This window comes from Enterococcus sp. DIV1639a (assembly GCF_050530445.1).
In the GTDB taxonomy this organism is placed as follows: domain Bacteria; phylum Bacillota; class Bacilli; order Lactobacillales; family Enterococcaceae; genus Enterococcus_B; species Enterococcus_B hirae.
The window spans coordinates 976,509-995,549 of record NZ_CP172886.1 but is presented as its reverse complement, the minus strand read 5'-3'; the positions used below and the strand labels follow the sequence as shown (position 1 = coordinate 995,549).

Here is a 19,041-nt window from a genome sequence, read left to right as displayed (position 1 = left end):
GGCTGGTATACATTCGGTTGAATCCCGAAGCCATACCAGCCTGTTGGTGAAATACTCTGCTATTAACTTTTGAATAGCACATCAAAAAATTATCCCAGGTATTCCTTTTTATTTCTCTTTTTGTACGTGTACAAGGATCAGTTTTGTGATTTCCATTAAAATGATCGTTACTAAGGCAATCCCGATTGACGTAAAGACTTCTGTCAAACCAAATGCTGCTGGAATTGAAAAGACTTCTTTCAAGCCTGGGATCATCGTCAAGCAATACAATGCACTACATACTACAACAGCTAACAATACGCTTCGATTTGCGAAGAAACCTGCTTGGATCGCTGTTTGTGTGTTAGAACGCGCAGGGAATGTTTGTAATGTTCGACACCAGATCAATGTTGAAAACGACATTGCTACGCCAAATTCTGGTGAATGTTGCATTCCTAACCACTGCGCAAAAATGACTGCGATACCGATTAGTACGCCTCGATAAGTAACCGAAATCAATGTTTTATCGGTAAAGATTCCTGAATTTGGATCTCTTGGTGGACGTTTCATTGTAGCTGGTTCGGCTTTTTCTGTTCCTAAAGCAATCGCTGGTAATGAGTCGTTGACTAAGTTGATAAACAATAATTGTAATGCTGTAAATGGATTGGACCAATCAGCAACTAAAGCGAAGACAATCGCAATGATCGCACCTAAGTTTCCAGAGAATAAATAGGCAATCGCCTTTTTGATATTATCAAAAACATTACGTCCTACTTCTACGGCACTAACGATTGAAGCAAAGTTATCATCGGTCAAGACCATCGCTGCCGCATCTTTCGATACATCCGTACCCGTACCCATGGCAACACCAATATCCGCTTGTTTCAAGGCCGGAGCATCATTAACTCCATCGCCTGTCATCGCAGAAATGTGTCCTTTTGTTTGCCATGCACGTACGATTCGGATCTTGTTTTCAGGAGATACACGTGCGTATACAGTCACTTTTTCCAAGACTTCGTTTAATTGATCTTCGGTCAATTCATCTAACTCTGTCCCTGTAAGTGCTTGATCTCCTTCTGCAAAGATCCCAATTTCTTTCGCGATCGCAACAGCAGTCGTTTTGTGGTCTCCAGTGATCATAATCGTTTTAATTCCAGCGCTTCGAGCTTCTTTAACTGCTTGTGTGACTTCTGCTCTTGGAGGATCGATCATGGCAAGTAATCCAACTAGAATCAAGTCATTTTCATCTTCAAATGACAACTCTGGACTTTCAATTGGGCGATAAGCAAAGGCTAAAACACGCAATGCCTTGTTTGAGAAAGCTTCATTTTGTTCTTTGAATTGTTTCATCAATTCCTCTGTCATTGGTACAACTTCACCATTTAGCAAGACCTTTTTACTGCGAGCAAACACGATATCTGGTCCACCTTTAACAAAAAGATAGTGTCCCTGATCAATGTTATGAGCAGTCGACATTAATTTTCGGTCAGAATCAAATGGTAATTCAGCTTTTCTTGGATAGTTGTTACGGATTTCTTGATACGGTTGATTCAATTTTTCACTAAAATCAATAAACGCTACCTCTGTCGGATCTCCAAGTTTCGTACCATCTTCACTGATGGAAGCATCATTGGCTAATACACTGATTTCAATCAACCGTCTTTCATCGTCTGTCCATTTTTTTGGATCATCGGTAAAATCTCCAGTCGAACCGTTCGCTAGATAATAATCAACTACCGTCATCTTATTTTGGGTCAATGTCCCAGTTTTATCTGTACAAATAATACTAGTCGAACCCAGTGTTTCCACTGCTGGTAATTTTCGGATAATAGCATGTCGCTTCGCCATTTTATTGGTTCCCAAGGATAAAACGATCGTTACGATTGATTGTAATGCTTCTGGGATGGCAGCAACCGCAACAGCGACTGCAAACATTACTGCACTAACGATATCAGCAGTTAAATCACCTGTGCCGCCGCCAAGATAGATTCGGAACAATTGGATACCTAAAATAACTAACGATAAAGCTAAAATCGCTAAACTTAACTTCTTACTAAATTTATCTAATCCACGCTGTAGTGGTGTTACTTGTTCAGTTGTTGATTCAAGTAACCCTGCCACCTCACCGATTTCTGTGTTATTTCCAGTAGCGGTAACTAAGAATTTCCCACGACCATAAGTAATGATTGTTCCACTAAATACCATGTTGATACGATCACCAATCGGCACTGTCTGACTAATATCAGTTACTTCTTTTTCCGATGCTGTCGATTCACCAGTTAGCATCCCTTCATCCACTTTCAATGATCCAGCTTCTAACAACCGACCATCGGCAGGGACATAATCTCCTGCTTCCAATAAAACGATATCTCCTACAACCAGTTCATTCGCAGGGATCGTTTTTTCTTTTCCATCACGAATCACACGTGCATCAGGTGCAGAAAGATTTTTCAATGCCTCTAAAGAACCTTCTGCTTTCTTCGTTTGGATCACACTAATCACGGAGTTCAACATCAATACGGCAAAAATAACGAAAAATTCGATATAATCTCCCATGACCATTTGAATCAAAGCGACAATCAATAAGACAATAACCATTGCATCTTTAAAAGTTTCTAAAAACAATTTCCACGTTGGCTTCTTAGGTGCTTCTTTTAACTGATTCAATCCGTCTCTTTCTAACTTTTCTTTTGCTTGTGATGTACTCAAACCATCGATTGAGCTCTGTGTTTTTTGCATCAGCGAGTCAATTGGTTCTTTATAGACAACTTGCTGAGCCTGTTCTTTGTTTTCCAAATTCCATCCCCCATTTTGTTTTTCGTTACCAAAAAGTTTTCTGACTGAAAAAAAAGAGACCTAAGACAAATGCGGATTTGTCTTAGGTCTCACCATTTCATACAATACCAGAAAACCAAATGGTTAACTTACTGTTGATATTATCACAACAAACGTTGTCGGTTACTCCCCTAAGGAGATATTCAACTATATTCTTATCCTACATGAATGAATAGAAAATTGCAACCACTTTGCCTTGTGGTTCTTTATTTTTTCAAACCACTTTATAATCTCTGCAACTTCAAATTTAGGATTCTAAGGATTCTCATGATATAATACTGTTTGTTATTCTAAATAAGGAGGAAGCTATTTTGGTTATCACTATACTCACGATCCTTTATTTCATCAATGCACTAATTGCTTTAGTAACTATTTTAATCAAACCTCGTGACGTAGCTGCAATCTGGGCGTGGTTGCTCGTACTATTTGCTCTTCCAGGTCTTGGATTTATCCTATATCTCTTCTTCGGTCGCGGATTGACTGATAAGAAAAAATTTTATTTGAGACAAAGCGACTTGAAAGAACTAGAAAATTTTCAAGATTTCAAAGGAGATACGATCGATCACTATGATCCCGTCATGGATAATGAAGAGCATCAACAATTTGTTGACTTCTTCTCTTCTTTAAATCGCATGCCATTAACCCGACGTAATTCCGTCACTTTATTAACAGATGGTCAACAAAAATTAACTTCTCTATTAAGTGATATTCGGCAGGCAAAGCATTCGATTCATATCGAATATTATGCATTCGTCACGGACAACATCGGACAACAAATCTTGACATTACTTGAAGAAAAAGCTGCTGAAGGGGTTGAAGTCCGCTTATTATATGATGCGTTTGGCTCACACGGCACTAAACCGAAAGACTTTAACCGTTTGATCCAAAATGGCGGTCACGTCCATACATTCGTCACGTCACAAAGAGCATTACTTCGATTCCGCTTAAATTATCACGACCATCGTAAAATCGTCGTGATCGATGGTAAAATCGGCTATACCGGTGGCTTTAACATCGCCAATCAATATGTCAATCCAACCAAAAAGTTTGGTTATTGGCGTGATACTCATATTCGAATCTATGGCGCTGCTGCTTCATTATTACAGCTACGTTTTCTAACGGATTGGAATGTTTCAGTACCCGAACAAAAGAAGGTTGCCTATCATCTTGATTACTTTTTTCAAAAAGAACTTGGGAAAGACGACAAGCATGAAAATACTTCGATTCAACTAGTATCAAGCGGTCCTAACAACGAACGTGAACAAATTAAATTATCCTTTATTAAATTGATCACAGCTGCTAAAAAACGGGTATGGATTCAAACACCTTACCTGGTTCCAGATGAAAGTGTGATCGCTGCCTTAAAAATTGCCGCTTCTTCTGGCGTAGAAGTCAAGATCATGATTCCTAATAAACCTGATCATCCGTTTATTTACCGAGCAACCCAATATTATGCACGTCAATTGATCAAAGAAAACGTTCAAATCTTGGTTTATGAGAATGGTTTTTTACATGCGAAAACATTGATCATGGATGATGAAATTTGTATGGTCGGCTCTGCCAATCAAGATGTTCGAAGTTATCGGTTGAACTTCGAAACCAGTGCTGTCATTTATGATCCAGCCTTTTTAACCCAGTTAGCAGATCAATTTTTACAAGATGAAAAACAATGTACACCGATGACCACGGAAACAGTCAAAGAAATGTCTGGCTGGTTGTTATTCAAACAACAAATTTCTCGTTTGTTTTCACCTATCTTATAAATCATAAACATTCAAATTTAAAATGAGTTTTTTGCTTGATCCACAAAAAAGGCTCTATAATTTATGGGACTGAAGAATCAGAATTGATTTTTTCAGTCCCATTTTCATTTTTACTATTAAAAACATTATGATTCACTTATACTTTTTTGAAAACTTATAAAAGCAAAAAAAAACGATTCTTTTAGATACCTATTGATTCTTCTTTGAAGAACAGTTTTTTGCTGAGAGTTGCTTTTCTGCTGCCCAGTGATTGATGGGTCCATACTTGTGACCGACAATGATTTCTTCACCAATTGCAATATTGACATAGTCTTTTGCCGTTCGGATTGCTTCTTCTACTGTTTTTCCTTTCGCTAATTCTGCAGCAATGCAAGCCGACAATGTGTCTCCTGTACCGTTGATTCGATCTGTTGGGTAAAAGACTGCACTTAACCAAAATGATCGTCCAGATTCCAGCAACACATAATCTCTTACTTCTTCTTGATTACTTTCTTTCGTATGAAATCCTTTGATCATCACATTTTTGGCACCCATTGCTTGTAAGTCAACAGCGGCCTGAACATAATCTTCATCTGTCGTTAAGGTTCGTCCAGTTAATTTCTCTGCTTCATAGAAATTCGGCGTCAAGACAGTCGCTAACGGTACTAGTTTTTCTTTCAGACTACTTAAAGCAGCCTCTTCTAATAATAGATTCCCATGCTTCGTCACGATTACCGGGTCGACCACTAAAGGACCGAAGTTATACTGTTGATAATTTTTAACTACTGTTTCAATCAATTCTGCATCAGCTAGCACACCTGTTTTAGCCGCTCTTATTTGGTAGTCTTCAGCGATCAAAGAAAATTCTTTATCAATGAACTCACTTGGTAAGGTCACACTTGCTCCGATCCCATAAGAATTTCCTGCCACACAAGCCGTCATAACTGATACACCATAGACGCCACGGGTAAAGAAAGTATGCATATCTGCTTGCATTCCTGCACTTCCATCACTGTCTGATCCCGCGATCGTCATGACTTGTACATATTGGTCGTTCATACGCTTCATTCCCTTTTTTATTTTTCCAACTCATTCCCTATTCTACACAACTATACCACTTCTTACTTTAAGGAATCAAATCGTAGTGGATGGACAATTGTTGATTGCAGCTTTTGTCAAATTAGTAATATTCAAGATATCTCCTTAAGAATAGGGATCTTTTTAACTAATCACTTACTAATTAGTTAAAAAGATGAAATAAGCAAAATACAGCATAAAATAAACCGAAGAATACTGACATAAAAGAGATGATGCTCAGCTTCTTCGGCTTACTTTTTTATTTGCTTCTTCAGTGCACAGCTCAGGTCTAGCATCCTCTCACTAACTAGCGAGTGACGTTATTTTACTACCAACACATTGCACGGTGCATGTGTGACTACATAAGAAGTAGTTGACCCAACTAAGACACGTTCCACGGCATTCAATCCTGTAGCCCCCATAACAATCAAATCAATTTTTTCCTTTGATTCATTGAAATTTGCAATCAATGTTTTCGGATATCCATACAAAATATACGTCTCGATATCTGTTAGTCCCTTTTCAATTGCTAAGTTGCGATGCTCTTTCATTTGGTTTTCTGCAACTTCATCTAATTCCTCTTGTAAGTTCGTTGTAACAAATGCAAAATCACCGAAATAGTTACCCGTTACTTCGTTTACGTACAAAATGTGTAGCTTTGCCTGATTTCTTTTTGCAATTGTAACTGCTTCAGAAAAGGCTTTTTCTGCTTTTTCTGATCCATCAATTGCTACTAATATATTTTTATAGGTGTCTGCCATTGAAACCGCCTCCTTTACAATCAGTGTAGCACGATTATTTTAAGGGAACAACTAATTTACTAGCACTGACCAAACTTAGCGATTCGCTTGTCTTTGAACTTGTTCATGCGTTTTTCTCTCATTAGAGCTGTAACCTTCTTGGCTTGCTTTTTCTATCTGAGTCATACGCAGCTTTTTTTCTAGCGACTTCATTTGTCCTACATTACTTTCTGATTCGGATTGACCAAGAAAAGGATATAGTCTCTTCTTTTCGTTCGTCTCTGTTACATCCATATCATTATTTAACTTCTCATGCTTGCTCACTATTGATTCTAATGATATTTCAGTTTGACTTTCCTTATTCGCTGATTCTTTTATCTGAGTCAAACGCAGTTTTTTGTCTAACGGCTCCATTTGTCCTAAATTACTTTTCGGTTCAAAATGATTTGTGGCAGGAAATAACCTCTTCTTTTCTCTCGCCTCTGTTAAAGCCATATCATTATTTAACTTCTCTTGGTCGCTTACTATTGACTCAAATGATACTTCAGTTTGGCTTTCCTTATTCGTTGATTCTTTTTTTTGAAGTTCCTTAGGTAATACTTTTTTTAAATCTAAAGAGATATCTATATAAAAATCGGTTATTTTTTTGGCTTTATTTAGTAATCTCTGCTGACTAAAACTCCTATCCACTTGAAAAGAGTATAATTCAGGTCTATATATTGGGTTTAAATTTTTCTTCTTGAACCCAGCATAATTGACGAGGATCACTCGTAAATTTTCACAACACCAGAATGGATTTTCTTGATACAACTTATAAATTTTTCTTTCTTCAAACAATCGTGCTCTTTTTTCTCTCGCATATTCTAATGCAAAACGTCTAATCCCGGTATGTTTTTTGAGGAACTCTCTATTCATCATCTGAAGAAATTCTTTTGAAGAAGGTAGCGAAATAAAAGGAAGTCTGTTCTGACATTTTTTCAATAATTTCTCCCCTATTTTAGGTTCTTTCCTTACTAAATGGTTGAAGATTGGCTGAGTCGAAAGATGACTTATAAACTGCTCTTCTATACTGATCCTAGGGTCATTCTTATTAATCTTAGCTACTGATTGTTCGATTTCTTTTTTCAGTCTTTCTTTTATGCTATTTTTTTCTTCTTTTTCGGTGGGGATATTTTCTATTAGAGTTCCTTTTCGTTCCATATGCTTTTCAATTACTTTTGCGATTGTTTGAAGTATGGATATTTGAATATTATCGGTTACTATCGGGCCTTTTTTATATGTAGCTTCCCAATTTTTCATTTGCTCGTCTGTAAAATGGATACCTAATTTTTCCAAACTTTCTCTCGTTACTTGATGAGAATTAAATTCTCCGACTATTTCAGGAAAGTAATAGGCGATTTTTTGTTGTTCTAATGTTTCTTTCATTTCATTAATTAGTGAAAGAAAGCCTATTTTAGTTTCTTGTCCTAATTCCTCTTTGTTTGTTAAGTGTGCCCCAAAATTAGTCTGATCTAGATGCTTTATAGAAGCTGCAGAACCAATTTTCTGATAAAATTCAGAGCGATTTTCATCAGTCAATGATGAATCAACATGTTGTAGGACAAACTCTTTAATTGGTGTAAAGAACGTTTGACGATAAACTGCTACGAGTGGATCAATCTCTTGTTTGTTTTGGTTTACTACTCGCTCCAATTCTAAAGCTATTTGAAGATTGATTTCTTCTGCAACTGCACGGATAACTTCTTTTTCAGTAATCAATTTGTTTAGCTTTTCTTTTTCAGCTACTGTTAAATAATCCCTCAAACAGCCAGAAATTCTCCCTTTAAAAGATAAGTCTGTTTTTTTAAGACAAACATCTACATAAGCTTTTAATTCAAGTTTTGATAAGTTATCCTTCTGTAAGAATAATGGAAGAAACGGGTCGTTTTTTAGGTAAGCGTAAAACTTTTTCCTTTCTTCCAAGCTTAAATTTGGTTTCATTACTGTTTGAATCGCTGCTTCTCTTTGCATATCTGTATCTAACTTTTCAGCTAGTTCATTTATAAATTGCTGTAATCGAGCGTTGCCCGAAACAGAATCAATATTATCCTGTCCTATATGTATTTCTTTCCCCTCACCCATTTGATAATTATAAACGCCATGTCTTACTAATTCTTTCAGTTGGGTGTCATTTGCAATCTGCTTTTCTTTCCTTTCCTTTTGTAGAACTTTTTTCGATTGCTTAGTTTGCCGTGGCTTTATGAACTTTTGATGATAATTTTCTATTATATACTCGGCTCTTTCTTGACTTTCCTTATCAAAAGATTTCGGAATACCTTTCGCTTTCTCATTATTGTCAGTTGATAGCAGATACCTAATTACATCTACACAAAACGGTAGGTCTCGCTTTCCCAATTCATAAATTTGTTGAGATAATTCCGCATCTTTTCCAAAGTATTCTCTTGCAAGTTGATGTGCTGAATTGTTAAAATGAGCAACGACGGTTGGCGTCGCCTTTGCAAAATCTTTCAACGGAACTGCTGGAGCAATGTTTTGATAGTATGTAAGTAGTTCTTTGACTTTAGGGTCTTTTTCTGCGAGCGCTAAAATTTCTTCATCCGTTTTCAGTTGACTTGCTTCCACCTCTTGGCTAAATCGTTCTAATTTTTTCTCTATTCTCTTCTTTACAGCGATAAATAAAGGATCAATTTCAGCTACAAATTGCCATTCAGGCAATAAAATGAATTGTTTAATTATTTTGATATACTTCGATTGTTTCTTGTCATTCAGATCTAACACGAACAGCCAGTTGCTTCTATTTTCTTCAATAAATGGTACCCTCAGATGTTTCAATTTATTAAACGTTCTAACTGATTGTGGTATAGAATAAACTTGGTTCCTCAGATGAGCATAATGTCTGACGTACCTGAATATATCTTTCAAATTACTATCTATAAATGTATATGAATCATTACTATCAAAACGAGAAATTAAAGTAATGAAATCTTTTAATTCTTCCTTGACAGTTTTTTGTTCATCGTTTTTTTTGCTTTCTATTCCTTCGGTAGATTTCTGATCTAAAACCATCGTCTTAGCTAGAAAAGACAGGTTTTGCTTCCTCAATTCTTCTATGTCTTGGAGACTGACTTTCGTTCGATGGTTCTCCCCATTTTTTTGTTGATAATGACGTTGCAGTCCAATAAAAAAAGCAACTTCAGAGGTTAGTTCGTCAGACTTGCTTAATTCATAAAGTGCAATGCGTTTTTTAAATTCTAAATGTTTTTCAGCATCTAAAAATAATTGTGCTTGTTTATTAATAAATTGATGATGCTCATTAGACTTCACATTTTCATACATCTCCGTAAAGACACCGATTGATATTCCTGCGTTAGTTCTTAATCTTTCATATACACTTGGATCTATTTTGTTAGCTATTGATAAAAGTTGTTTTTTTTCTAAAACCAAATCCTCGACATCGATTTGACTTGGAGTTACGACAGCTTTTTTTAAATTTCTTATTGTTTCTAAATCACTGGGTATTTCTTTAAATTCAAGATAGGCTAGACAATAAATGATCTTTTCATTTTTGGATAATACTTTATGGTCAACAAAATACCGTAGCGCTTCATCTTTAAAGTCCACTGTCGGTAAAGTCAAATCCATTTTTCTACTTTCCTCTTGGAGTTGGATCTTTATGTCAAATTCCAGATAATTACTTTCAGTCAAATATTTTTGAGCTTGCTCTTTAATCATTTCTCGAGCCAATATCGAGTCACTCTTTTTATATATCGCTAAAAAATAGTCATCTGTTCCCTTTTTTTTACCTTTTTGGATTGCTTCAAGTTCTAATATAATGTCGCTTTCTAAGTATTTCCCCATCAGTAACAATTGTTTTTTTTCTAAAGATTGCGTTATCACTTCTTTTTTTTCTTTATCCGTTAAATTTTTTGTTAAGCGTTCTGCAATAATTACTTGGATATCATTCGGAAATTTTTGTGCATCTATATACGCCAAGTAAAAAGCTCGAATGTCATTAGCAGATAAGTCTTCCCTCTCAATAAATCGTCTGAATACTTTTTCTACATTCGGTTGTGTAACTGATTTTCTTCTAAATTCTTCTTGAAAATAGGTATAAATTTCAAATTCAACATACTTACTTTCAGTTAAGTGTTTTTTAGCTTGTTCTGTGATAATTTCTTGAACCTTTTTCGAATTGGTTTTTTCATATAACTCTAAGAAATAAGCGTACGTCACCCTTTTTTTGCCTTGTTGGATTGCTTCAAATTCATATACAGTCTCTATATCTATTTCTTTTGCCAACAGCAACAATTGTCTTTTCTCAGGAACAAGCTCTATCACTTGTCTGTATTCACCAGAAAATAGCTCGTTCAATAAAAGGTATTTCAAAGTATCTTTTAGAGACTTTGGTAATGTCGTCTCTTCAAGATAAGCCAAATAATACGCTCGTTCCTCGTAAGCCGTTCTGCTTTTCCCATCTACAAGTAGATGGAGATTTTCTTGTAAAGAATTGTTTTTATTCCATTTTTTCTGAATATGTTGCTGTCTTATCCTGAACATAAAATCCAAATAATCAAATTTAGTTAAATACTGTTTTGCATACTCATCAATAATATCTCTTTTCTCTTCAATTGTTGTCTGTAAATAGATATGTGTGAATAGCTCTGTTGATGCTTTTCTAAATCCTTTTCGAACTTCTTTCAATGCAAATAAGTAGTATGGTTCTACCTCGTTTGTCAGGGATAATTCAACTTGTTCCTGTTCGTTTTCACTTGGAAAACGACTATAGTCAGGATCTGTGGCAGGATTTTTCTTAAGATAGGGGTTAACGATTATCTCCATAAACGTATCAAACTCGGGTTGTTCATGGGAAAAAACCTGAGGTTCCACCATTTTTTTGAGTAAATCATTTTTCAATTGTGTCGAGGATAATTTCCGTTTTAAAATCAAAGTGGCTCTGACTACATCATACATTTTACGTCTTTTATCTGTACTACTGGAAGGAGACACCAAATCAATAAATAGTTGTTCGATATTGTTCATTGATTTGGCTATTTTCTCATTCTCGAATGGATATAGATAATGATAAACTTCTATGGATTCACTTAGTTCGTTATCATTTAATGAATAATTAGCATAAAATTGCTCTTTAAACTTTTTTTCCTTTTTATCTTTGATATCGTTTATCAACTCTTGAAACAGCACACAAACTTTCGCCTTTTCTTCTAAAGAAAATAATCTTTTCTTATGGAACACCTCCATAAGTTTTTGTCGTGTTGTAAGATTGCCTTCAGAGATTGCTTGGGTGACTTCTTGCCAATCTAAAAAATTTTTTTTCTGATCTCCTACCAATCGTTCTGATATACTTGTTTTTAAAATTTCTTTTTTCTCCTCCGTATCCTTTCGAGGTAGTACATCTTGTTCATCTAATAATTTATTCAATAAATAAATACTATCCGCCAATAAGTTGGGATTACTGTCTAGGTTAATTGTGATCCACTCTTCATTTTCTTTACAAGTTACTTTACTTCCTTTAATCTGCATATAGTCTTTCTTATAAGAGTCTCTTCCCATTTGTTTTGCTCCTTTTATTCAGAATTTGCCCTCATTATGTTTTTATCTATCTGATTTTCTATTAATCAATAGATTGACTGGCTTTTTCTTCAAGTTAGATGGCAATCAGGAAGAATACTGAACTCAAGAAACATGATTTCCGAATTCATCGATTATAACTAAGTTTTTCTGATAATTGTCTATCGTTAGGGATGCTCCTCTCATTTGTGCTTTCACCTCTGTTTATTGACGTGCCGTGTGTTCTTTCTGGTACCAATGGTGAATTAGTAGAGCAATTTCCTGCTTTTTCCATTATTTGTTGCATGCTAACTTGCGTTCTTTGATTGCCCTTCACTGATTGATCATTTTGCGTGATAAAATCAAATGAGATCATAGTACTTTTTGTTTGCCCAGGAATGTTTTTCTGCAATTCTTGTAATTCTTTCGGAAGTATCTTTGATATACCTTGTTTTTTCATTACTTCTTTATAGCCCACTAGTACTGATTCTGCCTTCTTTCTTAGGGGATAACCATACATTTCTCTATCTCTTGGGTCTAAACTTACCGATATACCCGCATAATCGACAAGCATCACACGCATATTTTCTGCACAATAATTGTCATCATTATAAAATAATTTGTAAATGGATTTCTCAACTTGGATTATTTCTTGTTCTGTTTCATTATATTCTTTTAAAAATGGAGAGAATGGGGTATTTTCATACCATTCATTGATCAGCTTACGTAATTCAATAGGGTAAGAAAGATTAATAGCGGGTAATTTTTTTAACAATACCTTTTTCAATGTAGGTGATTCCTCTAAAATATTTTTGACTGGGAGACCTTTTCCTCCATACTTTTGAATGCTGCAACGAGTAAAATTTTCAACAAATTGATCTTCTATAGTCCTTTTTTTATCGTTTGGGTTAATCATACGCACAGATTGTTCAATTTCTTCGATTAAGTTTTCTTTTGCCTCATCTAAAGATTTCTTCATTGATGGGCTTTCCACTTGATTCATTTGTTCCTCATATTTTTTCTTTAAAAGTTCGTTTATTTTTTCAATAGTTGTGTTAAATGTTACTCCCATTCCACTTAAAGGATATATTTCTTTTTGTTCATTTAAATCCCCTATCCTTATGCCTTCTATAAAGTTATCAAAAAATATATCTCTCCAATTTTCTATTTGCTCATCTGAACAAGTTATGCTTACTTGTCTCAATTTTTCTTTTATTAATTCATTTTCAGAATTTCCCTGATGGTTGTTCCAATCTATCTTTCCAATTTCTTTGATTATTTCAGGAAGATAATACTTGATCCCTTTCTCTTCTAGATTTTCTTTTATTTCAGCAATTAATGGCAATCGTTTTAAGTTAGTTGCTTCTATCCTCTCTGCAACTTCTGGACTGATTGCAGAAACTAACGAAAACATGTCTTCCTTGTTTGACCGAGAATTTTCTCCTTCTGCTGTAGTAAGAGACACTTGTTTGCTAAGGTCTTTCAGCTTATGGTTAGAGTTAATTTTATTATAAAATTGCATACGATCTGCTTCATTAAAAGAAGAATCAATCAGTGATGTAATTGATTCTTTTATTAATAGGAATGGCGTATCATTATAAATGGATACTAGCCAATTTATCTCACCTACTTCTTCTTTCTTTAATACCTTTTCAAATTTCACTGCTGTTTCATAATCCCGTTGTTCTGCTAAGACACGTACTATCTCTTTTTGACTAACCATTTCTTTCAACTGACGTTGTTCCTTGTCTGTTAAAAAAACATCTAGTTTCTGATCCACTTGTTCTTTAAATGGCAAATCACTTTTATGTAGGCAAGCACTAACACATGCTTTTAATTCAATTTTCGATAGGTTTTCTTGCTTAAGAAACTGTTGAAGATACGTATCCTGCTTCATAAAAGCATAAAACTTTTGTCTTTCTTCCACACTTAAATAGGGTTGCATGATCGTTTGAATTGCCGCTTCTCTTTCTGTTGCTGTATTTAAATCATGTACTAATTCTTTAATAAAATATTGCAATTGAACATTAGCGGGTCTCCTATTTTCAGGAGAACTGGTTTCAGGAGCAATCATTCGTTCCACCAGATAATTCGTCAGCTCATCTGACTGTAATTGTTGAGTCAAATACACACCTGCTCGAACTAATTCTTGATTCTCCATATTGTTCGCACATTCTTTTTGATCTTGTTTTTTTTGCACGACATGCTGATATTTTTTTAATGCTAGTTCCATTTCTTCATGAGCAATCTCTCTTCCAGCGGAAGTTTTTGATTTTTTATAGCTCTTTTTTTTCTTAAGAAATTCTTGATAGGCAACTTCTTTGAGACTCTCTTCTTTAGTTGTATTGGTTTTGTCTTTTTCTCTCTCAAGCCTTGGTTTCGTTGCAAAAGCTGTAAACTGCTTAGTCATCTCTAGATCATGGTATTTATTGTGAAACGCAACAATTGCCTTAGCTGTTTCAGTCGGTCTTACTTCTTGATTTAAAATGACAAAAGGATTCCAATCAAACGGCTGACTTGATTGCTCTATGATTGGTGTTGAGATTGGCCTTTCAACATTTCCAACTACTTCATTAGCCACTTTATTAACTACTTTTTTGCCAGTCAATTCGCTACGCAAGGACGGAAGTGGGTATAGGTCATGATATCTTTCTACTATCTTCTCCATTTTATTTTGTATTAAAATATTTGGATGTATTGGTAAAGGGTTAGGTTGCTTATTAGTGTATTGTGCGCTCAAGTACTGAATCATTTTTGCACAATATAATGGATCCAGTTTCCCTAGCATGAAAATTTGCTTTGCTAATTTTTTTCCTGGACTTTGATATGTTTCCTCAATTTGATGCGCTAAATTGGCAAAATAGGTAGACACCATTGGAATCGTCTGAGCATAATTTTTTAAAGGATAAGAAGGTAGCATATTTTGGCAACAAACGAGTAAATCTTTAAGGCCCGGTTCGTTTTCTACAAGTTCTAAAATCCTTTTATTCGTTAATGACACGTCACCTTTATCCTCATAATCCTTTTGAATCAACGTATCTAAATATGGAATATACTCATGTACCTTCTTTTCAAACTGAACGAGCAATGTATTTAGTAAATTATTATAGTGTAAGTTGGAATCTGACAGAACCTCCGCAATTTGTTCTTTTTCTGACTTTAGTCCCTTATCAAGATTTTTGAATATTCTTCTTAGTATTTGATTTCTACTTACCTCTTTAAATGTTACACCCATTGCTTTAAATTCACTTTTTAATTGACGATTGATTTCAATCGCTGTTTCATCATGGGACACAATAGCTTCTCTTAGTTTTAGATCTCGATAATCACACCTATTATTCGTTAATATTTTTACAACAACTGGCTGAAGTAAATTGGCTGGTGCGATCTCATCTAGTTGTTCTTTAATTTTTTGGAGTTTAATAATTCTACGATCATTGTCAACGTGAAATTTCGCATAACCCCAAATTGAGCTAAATCCATCGGAATCATGAAACTTAACTTTATTTAAAAATCCTTTCAATTCTTTAACTTTTAAAGAAGTCTTGATCTCTTTTTTTTCTAAATCGTTTAAATGCGAGATGGAGCGGTCGATTGCTTGATCTTTTAAACGTTGTTCCCAATGTGGAAATCTCACTTGGACTTTGACCAAAGAATCGATTAGTTGTTCCTTGTTTAATCGCCTAAGTTCAAGAGGATCTAAAAGATTAGCATTGACTTGTTGCAGCCCGTTTTTCACTTGCAGCTCTTCAATGACTGGAAGACTCATTGCTTTTTCGAATACTCGTTTAGATTGGTTATAGACTGCAGATGCTTTTAAATCAGGCCCACCTTCTTTGATTATTTCTTTTAGTTTGAGTTTTTTAGTAAACTCTAAATGTTCTTTTTGATTTAAATGTAACGATGCCTGTTCTTTTATCCATTGTTGGGTATAGGAAGATACGTTGTTATATAAATCTGTAAAGAAATCAATTGTTGCTGCTTTGTTTTCTTTTTTTATTTTTAAGAATTCCAATGTACGTTCTGGGCCTATTTCTTCAGACAAGTGGATAAGTCTTTGTTGTTCTGAAATGAGTTCTGACAATTTCAGATTTTCGTCTACAGTTAAATCTTTTTTCAAAGCGTGTATCAAACTTTTTTTGATATCCATTGGTATCACTTGTTCTTCTATACAGGCTAAGTAATACGCTCTAATTTCAAGTGGTGATTGCATTTTCTGGTCAAGAAACGCCCGAATTTTATCTTCCCTAAACTTAATATTCGCTAGCTTTAATCCTTTTTCTCTCAATGCATCTTGCATCTGACTTTTCACTGCAAATTCAGCATGGTTAGCAGGACTTAAATATATTTTTGCTTGTGTTTTGATATATTCTTGGTTAGTCGTTGAAAAGGATTTTTCATAAATATCTGTGAAAAAACCAAGCCTTCCTTCTTGTTTTCCTTGCTGTATTTCTTCAAGCTGGAATACGTTTTTTAAATCTAGCTCTTTTGACAATTGGATAAGAACTCTTTTTTGAGGAACTAAGGCTTGCACTTCATTTCTTTCTTCACTTGTTAAGTTTTTCTCAAAATATTGTTGTAAACTCTTTTTCCAACTATTCATTTGGCTAAATGGTTCGTATTTCATTTCTAGATAAGCTATCTCATAAGCTCTAATTTCGTTAGGAGATAAATTTTCGCGACTAAGAAATGGATTAAGAAAATCTGTTTCTTCCCATTCCTGTAAATTTTTTTTACTCTCTCCCTCTCGTATCACATGACCTATTTCAAATCTCACATAGTTTTCTTCACTTAAATGTTTTTTAGCTTGCTCTTTGATAAATTGGCGACAAGTTACCGAAAAAGCTTTTTGATCCATCTCTTTGAACAATTGAGATAGGACTACTTGGTCGCTTTCCTTACTATTGTCAAGCTTAGTTGCAAGCTCTGGACCTACTTCTTTTCCTAATTGTAAATATAATCTTTTTTCTGAAACTAGATTCTTCACTTTCAATATTTCTTCTGGTTTCAACTCTTTCAAAAAAGGTTTTCTCAAATTTTTTTTGATGTTGCTCTCCATTTGTTGCTCTTCTAAATAGGCTAGACAATAGGCTCTAATTTCGTTAGAAGATAAATCTTGACTATTAATAATCGGATCAAAAAAATTGTTTTTTTCTCTCTCCTGTAACCCTTTTTTTCTCTCTATATTTCGTATCATTTGAGCTACTTCAAATCGAGTATAATTCGTTGCACTCAAACATTTTTTAGCTTGCTCTTTGATGAATTGGCGACAAGTCACTGAAAAAACCTTTTGATCCATTTCATTGAACAATTTCAGTCGTTCTACTTGATTATCTTGATTGCTTCTTTCATATCTGACTGCAAGTTCTGGCCCTACTTCCCTCCCCAATTGTAGACATAATCTTTTTTCAGAAACTAGATTCTCCACTACTTTAATCTCTTCTGGTGTTAAATCTTTCAAAAAAGGTTTTCTCCAAAGTTTTTTGATATTGCTTTCCAGTTGTCGCTCTTCTAAATAGGCTAAACAATAAGCTTTCACTGCATAAGGAGATAAATCTTTCCGTTTAAGCATAGATTTAAGTACACTTAAAGAAGTGGATTCTTGTTTTATTATATGATTTTTTTGTTCACTATTATGTACTATAAATTCAAATTCTAAATAGCCTACTTTGCTTAAATATTTCTTCGCTTCTCTAGAAATTGCTGTTCTATTCAATGCACCATTCTTTTCATAAATAACTGTAAAAAGATCCCCCGTTGCTTTTTGCTTTCCTCGCTGTACTTCTTCACTTAAATATTTTTCTCTAGTCATTGTTGTTGTATTTAATGCTTCATACTTTTTATAAATAGCTGTAAAAAAATCTACTGTTGCTTTTTGCTTTCCTCGCTGTATTTCTTCAAGGGCTAATAAATCATGCGGTTCTATCTCTTCTATCATCTGAATATTTTGTTTTTTTAAAAGCTTGACTTCTTCAAGTTTCTTTTTTTCTTTTTTTAATAAATTTTTCTCCAAAGTTTTTTTTATTTTATTTTTGGTTTTCGGTAATAAGTTACTTTCATCGATATAAATTTCATAAATTGCTATTTTTTCCAGATGAGACATGTCAGGCAAACGGAGTAAATTGGGAAATATTTTATTATAAAAAACAGAAGAAACAGACTGTGCTTCTTCTACAGATACCTTAATTTTCTTGTTCAAAACATTGATTGTTTGAGATAATTCATAATAGACTTTATCCAAACCATTATTTTTTTGCATGCGTGGAATCGCATGGTTTTTGATGAATGAATCCCATTTTTCTTCAAGAACGGGTTGATTACCGGATTTTTTTATTTCAGTAAATATTTTTGTTTTTAGTTTCTCTGACTCTATCCCTCGTTCCAGAACCATAACTGCTCTCACTAAATCATTAAACCAATTAGGACTATTTTCACCTTTATTTACCACTGGTTTGATCAACAAATCACTGACCTGCGCTTCTAGTCTTTTAGTTGATTCTGCTGTTTTTTCATTAGAAATCTTATGATAAAAACTATAGATATCGATTGTTTTCTTTCGTGATTGCTGATCTAATGACTGAACATCTTTAAACTGATCTTCAAAAGCTTGTTCCGCTTCATTAGTTATTTTTTTTAACAGCTTATGAAAAGTAACGTAAGTTTTCGCCATTTCCTCTAAAGATCTGTACTGTAACAATTCATTTTTACGAAGAGTATTTATCCATTCTCTAACTATTGATTGTTCGTTCACAGTTAAACGCGGCATAACATATCTTTCAAAGTTAACTTGGTGTTGTTCCCAATCCCTTGGAACAAATGCCGGCTTATTCATGAATAAAAGATTATATAAATAAATACTATCTGACATCAAATTCGGGTTATTCTTTAAATTGATCGATTCATAGCCATTTTTTCCATAGTCCACTCGATCTGCTTTAAAATATACATTAAATAAACCTTCGTTTTTTTCCATTCGATCTCCTTTTCTTTATCGTCCGTTTTTGTAAATTGCAACAAATTTTAATCACTCGTATCCTTGTTCTTACTAGTATGGATAACTGTGTCGGTTCACACTGCTTTTTAGTATTGTTTTCTACCAT

General features: G+C 34.4%; 6 protein-coding genes. 1 reads left to right on the top strand and 5 read right to left on the bottom strand.

Going from position 1 to position 19,041, the window contains the following annotated elements; genetic code table 11:
- Positions 1-108 precede the first annotated feature (108 nt).
- Positions 109-2,775 (bottom strand): cation-translocating P-type ATPase, encoded by a 2,667-nt coding sequence (locus IGJ32_RS04545; protein ID WP_342081927.1) that lies wholly within the window; start codon positions 2,773-2,775, stop codon positions 109-111.
- Between the two features lie 350 nt (positions 2,776-3,125).
- Here IGJ32_RS04545 and cls point away from each other — a divergent pair, with 350 nt between their 5' ends.
- Positions 3,126-4,577: a cardiolipin synthase gene (cls, locus tag IGJ32_RS04540; RefSeq protein WP_010737327.1), complete on the top strand. Its 1,452-nt coding sequence runs from the start codon at positions 3,126-3,128 to the stop codon at positions 4,575-4,577.
- A 189-nt stretch (positions 4,578-4,766) separates the two neighbouring features.
- On the opposite strand, the gene thiD is transcribed toward cls, so the two are convergent.
- From thiD to IGJ32_RS04520, 4 genes are all read right to left on the bottom strand, one after another.
- Positions 4,767-5,615 carry a bifunctional hydroxymethylpyrimidine kinase/phosphomethylpyrimidine kinase gene (gene thiD / locus IGJ32_RS04535; protein WP_342081926.1) on the bottom strand — a complete coding sequence of 283 codons (849 nt, stop codon included), beginning with the start codon at positions 5,613-5,615 and terminating at the stop codon, positions 4,767-4,769.
- 338 nt (positions 5,616-5,953) lie between these two features.
- The gene (locus IGJ32_RS04530) at positions 5,954-6,394 is read right to left on the bottom strand and encodes a universal stress protein (RefSeq protein ID WP_010719609.1); all 441 of its coding nucleotides are present in this window, start codon (positions 6,392-6,394) and stop codon (positions 5,954-5,956) included.
- 75 nt (positions 6,395-6,469) lie between these two features.
- On the bottom strand, positions 6,470-11,812 hold the full coding sequence (locus IGJ32_RS04525) for a hypothetical protein (RefSeq protein ID WP_373169137.1): 5,343 nt from the start codon (positions 11,810-11,812) through the stop codon (positions 6,470-6,472).
- A 277-nt stretch (positions 11,813-12,089) separates the two neighbouring features.
- Positions 12,090-18,914 (bottom strand): hypothetical protein, encoded by a 6,825-nt coding sequence (locus IGJ32_RS04520; RefSeq protein ID WP_430610846.1) that lies wholly within the window; start codon positions 18,912-18,914, stop codon positions 12,090-12,092.
- Between the last annotated feature and the right edge of the window lie 127 nt (positions 18,915-19,041).

Coding starts and splice junctions, on each gene's coding strand:
- thiD (WP_342081926.1), bottom strand. CDS start 5,615: ATGAACGACCAATATGTACAAGTCATGACGATCGCGGGATCAGACAGT.
- IGJ32_RS04530 (WP_010719609.1), bottom strand. CDS start 6,394: ATGGCAGACACCTATAAAAATATATTAGTAGCAATTGATGGATCAGAA.
- IGJ32_RS04520 (WP_430610846.1), bottom strand. CDS start 18,914: ATGGAAAAAAACGAAGGTTTATTTAATGTATATTTTAAAGCAGATCGA.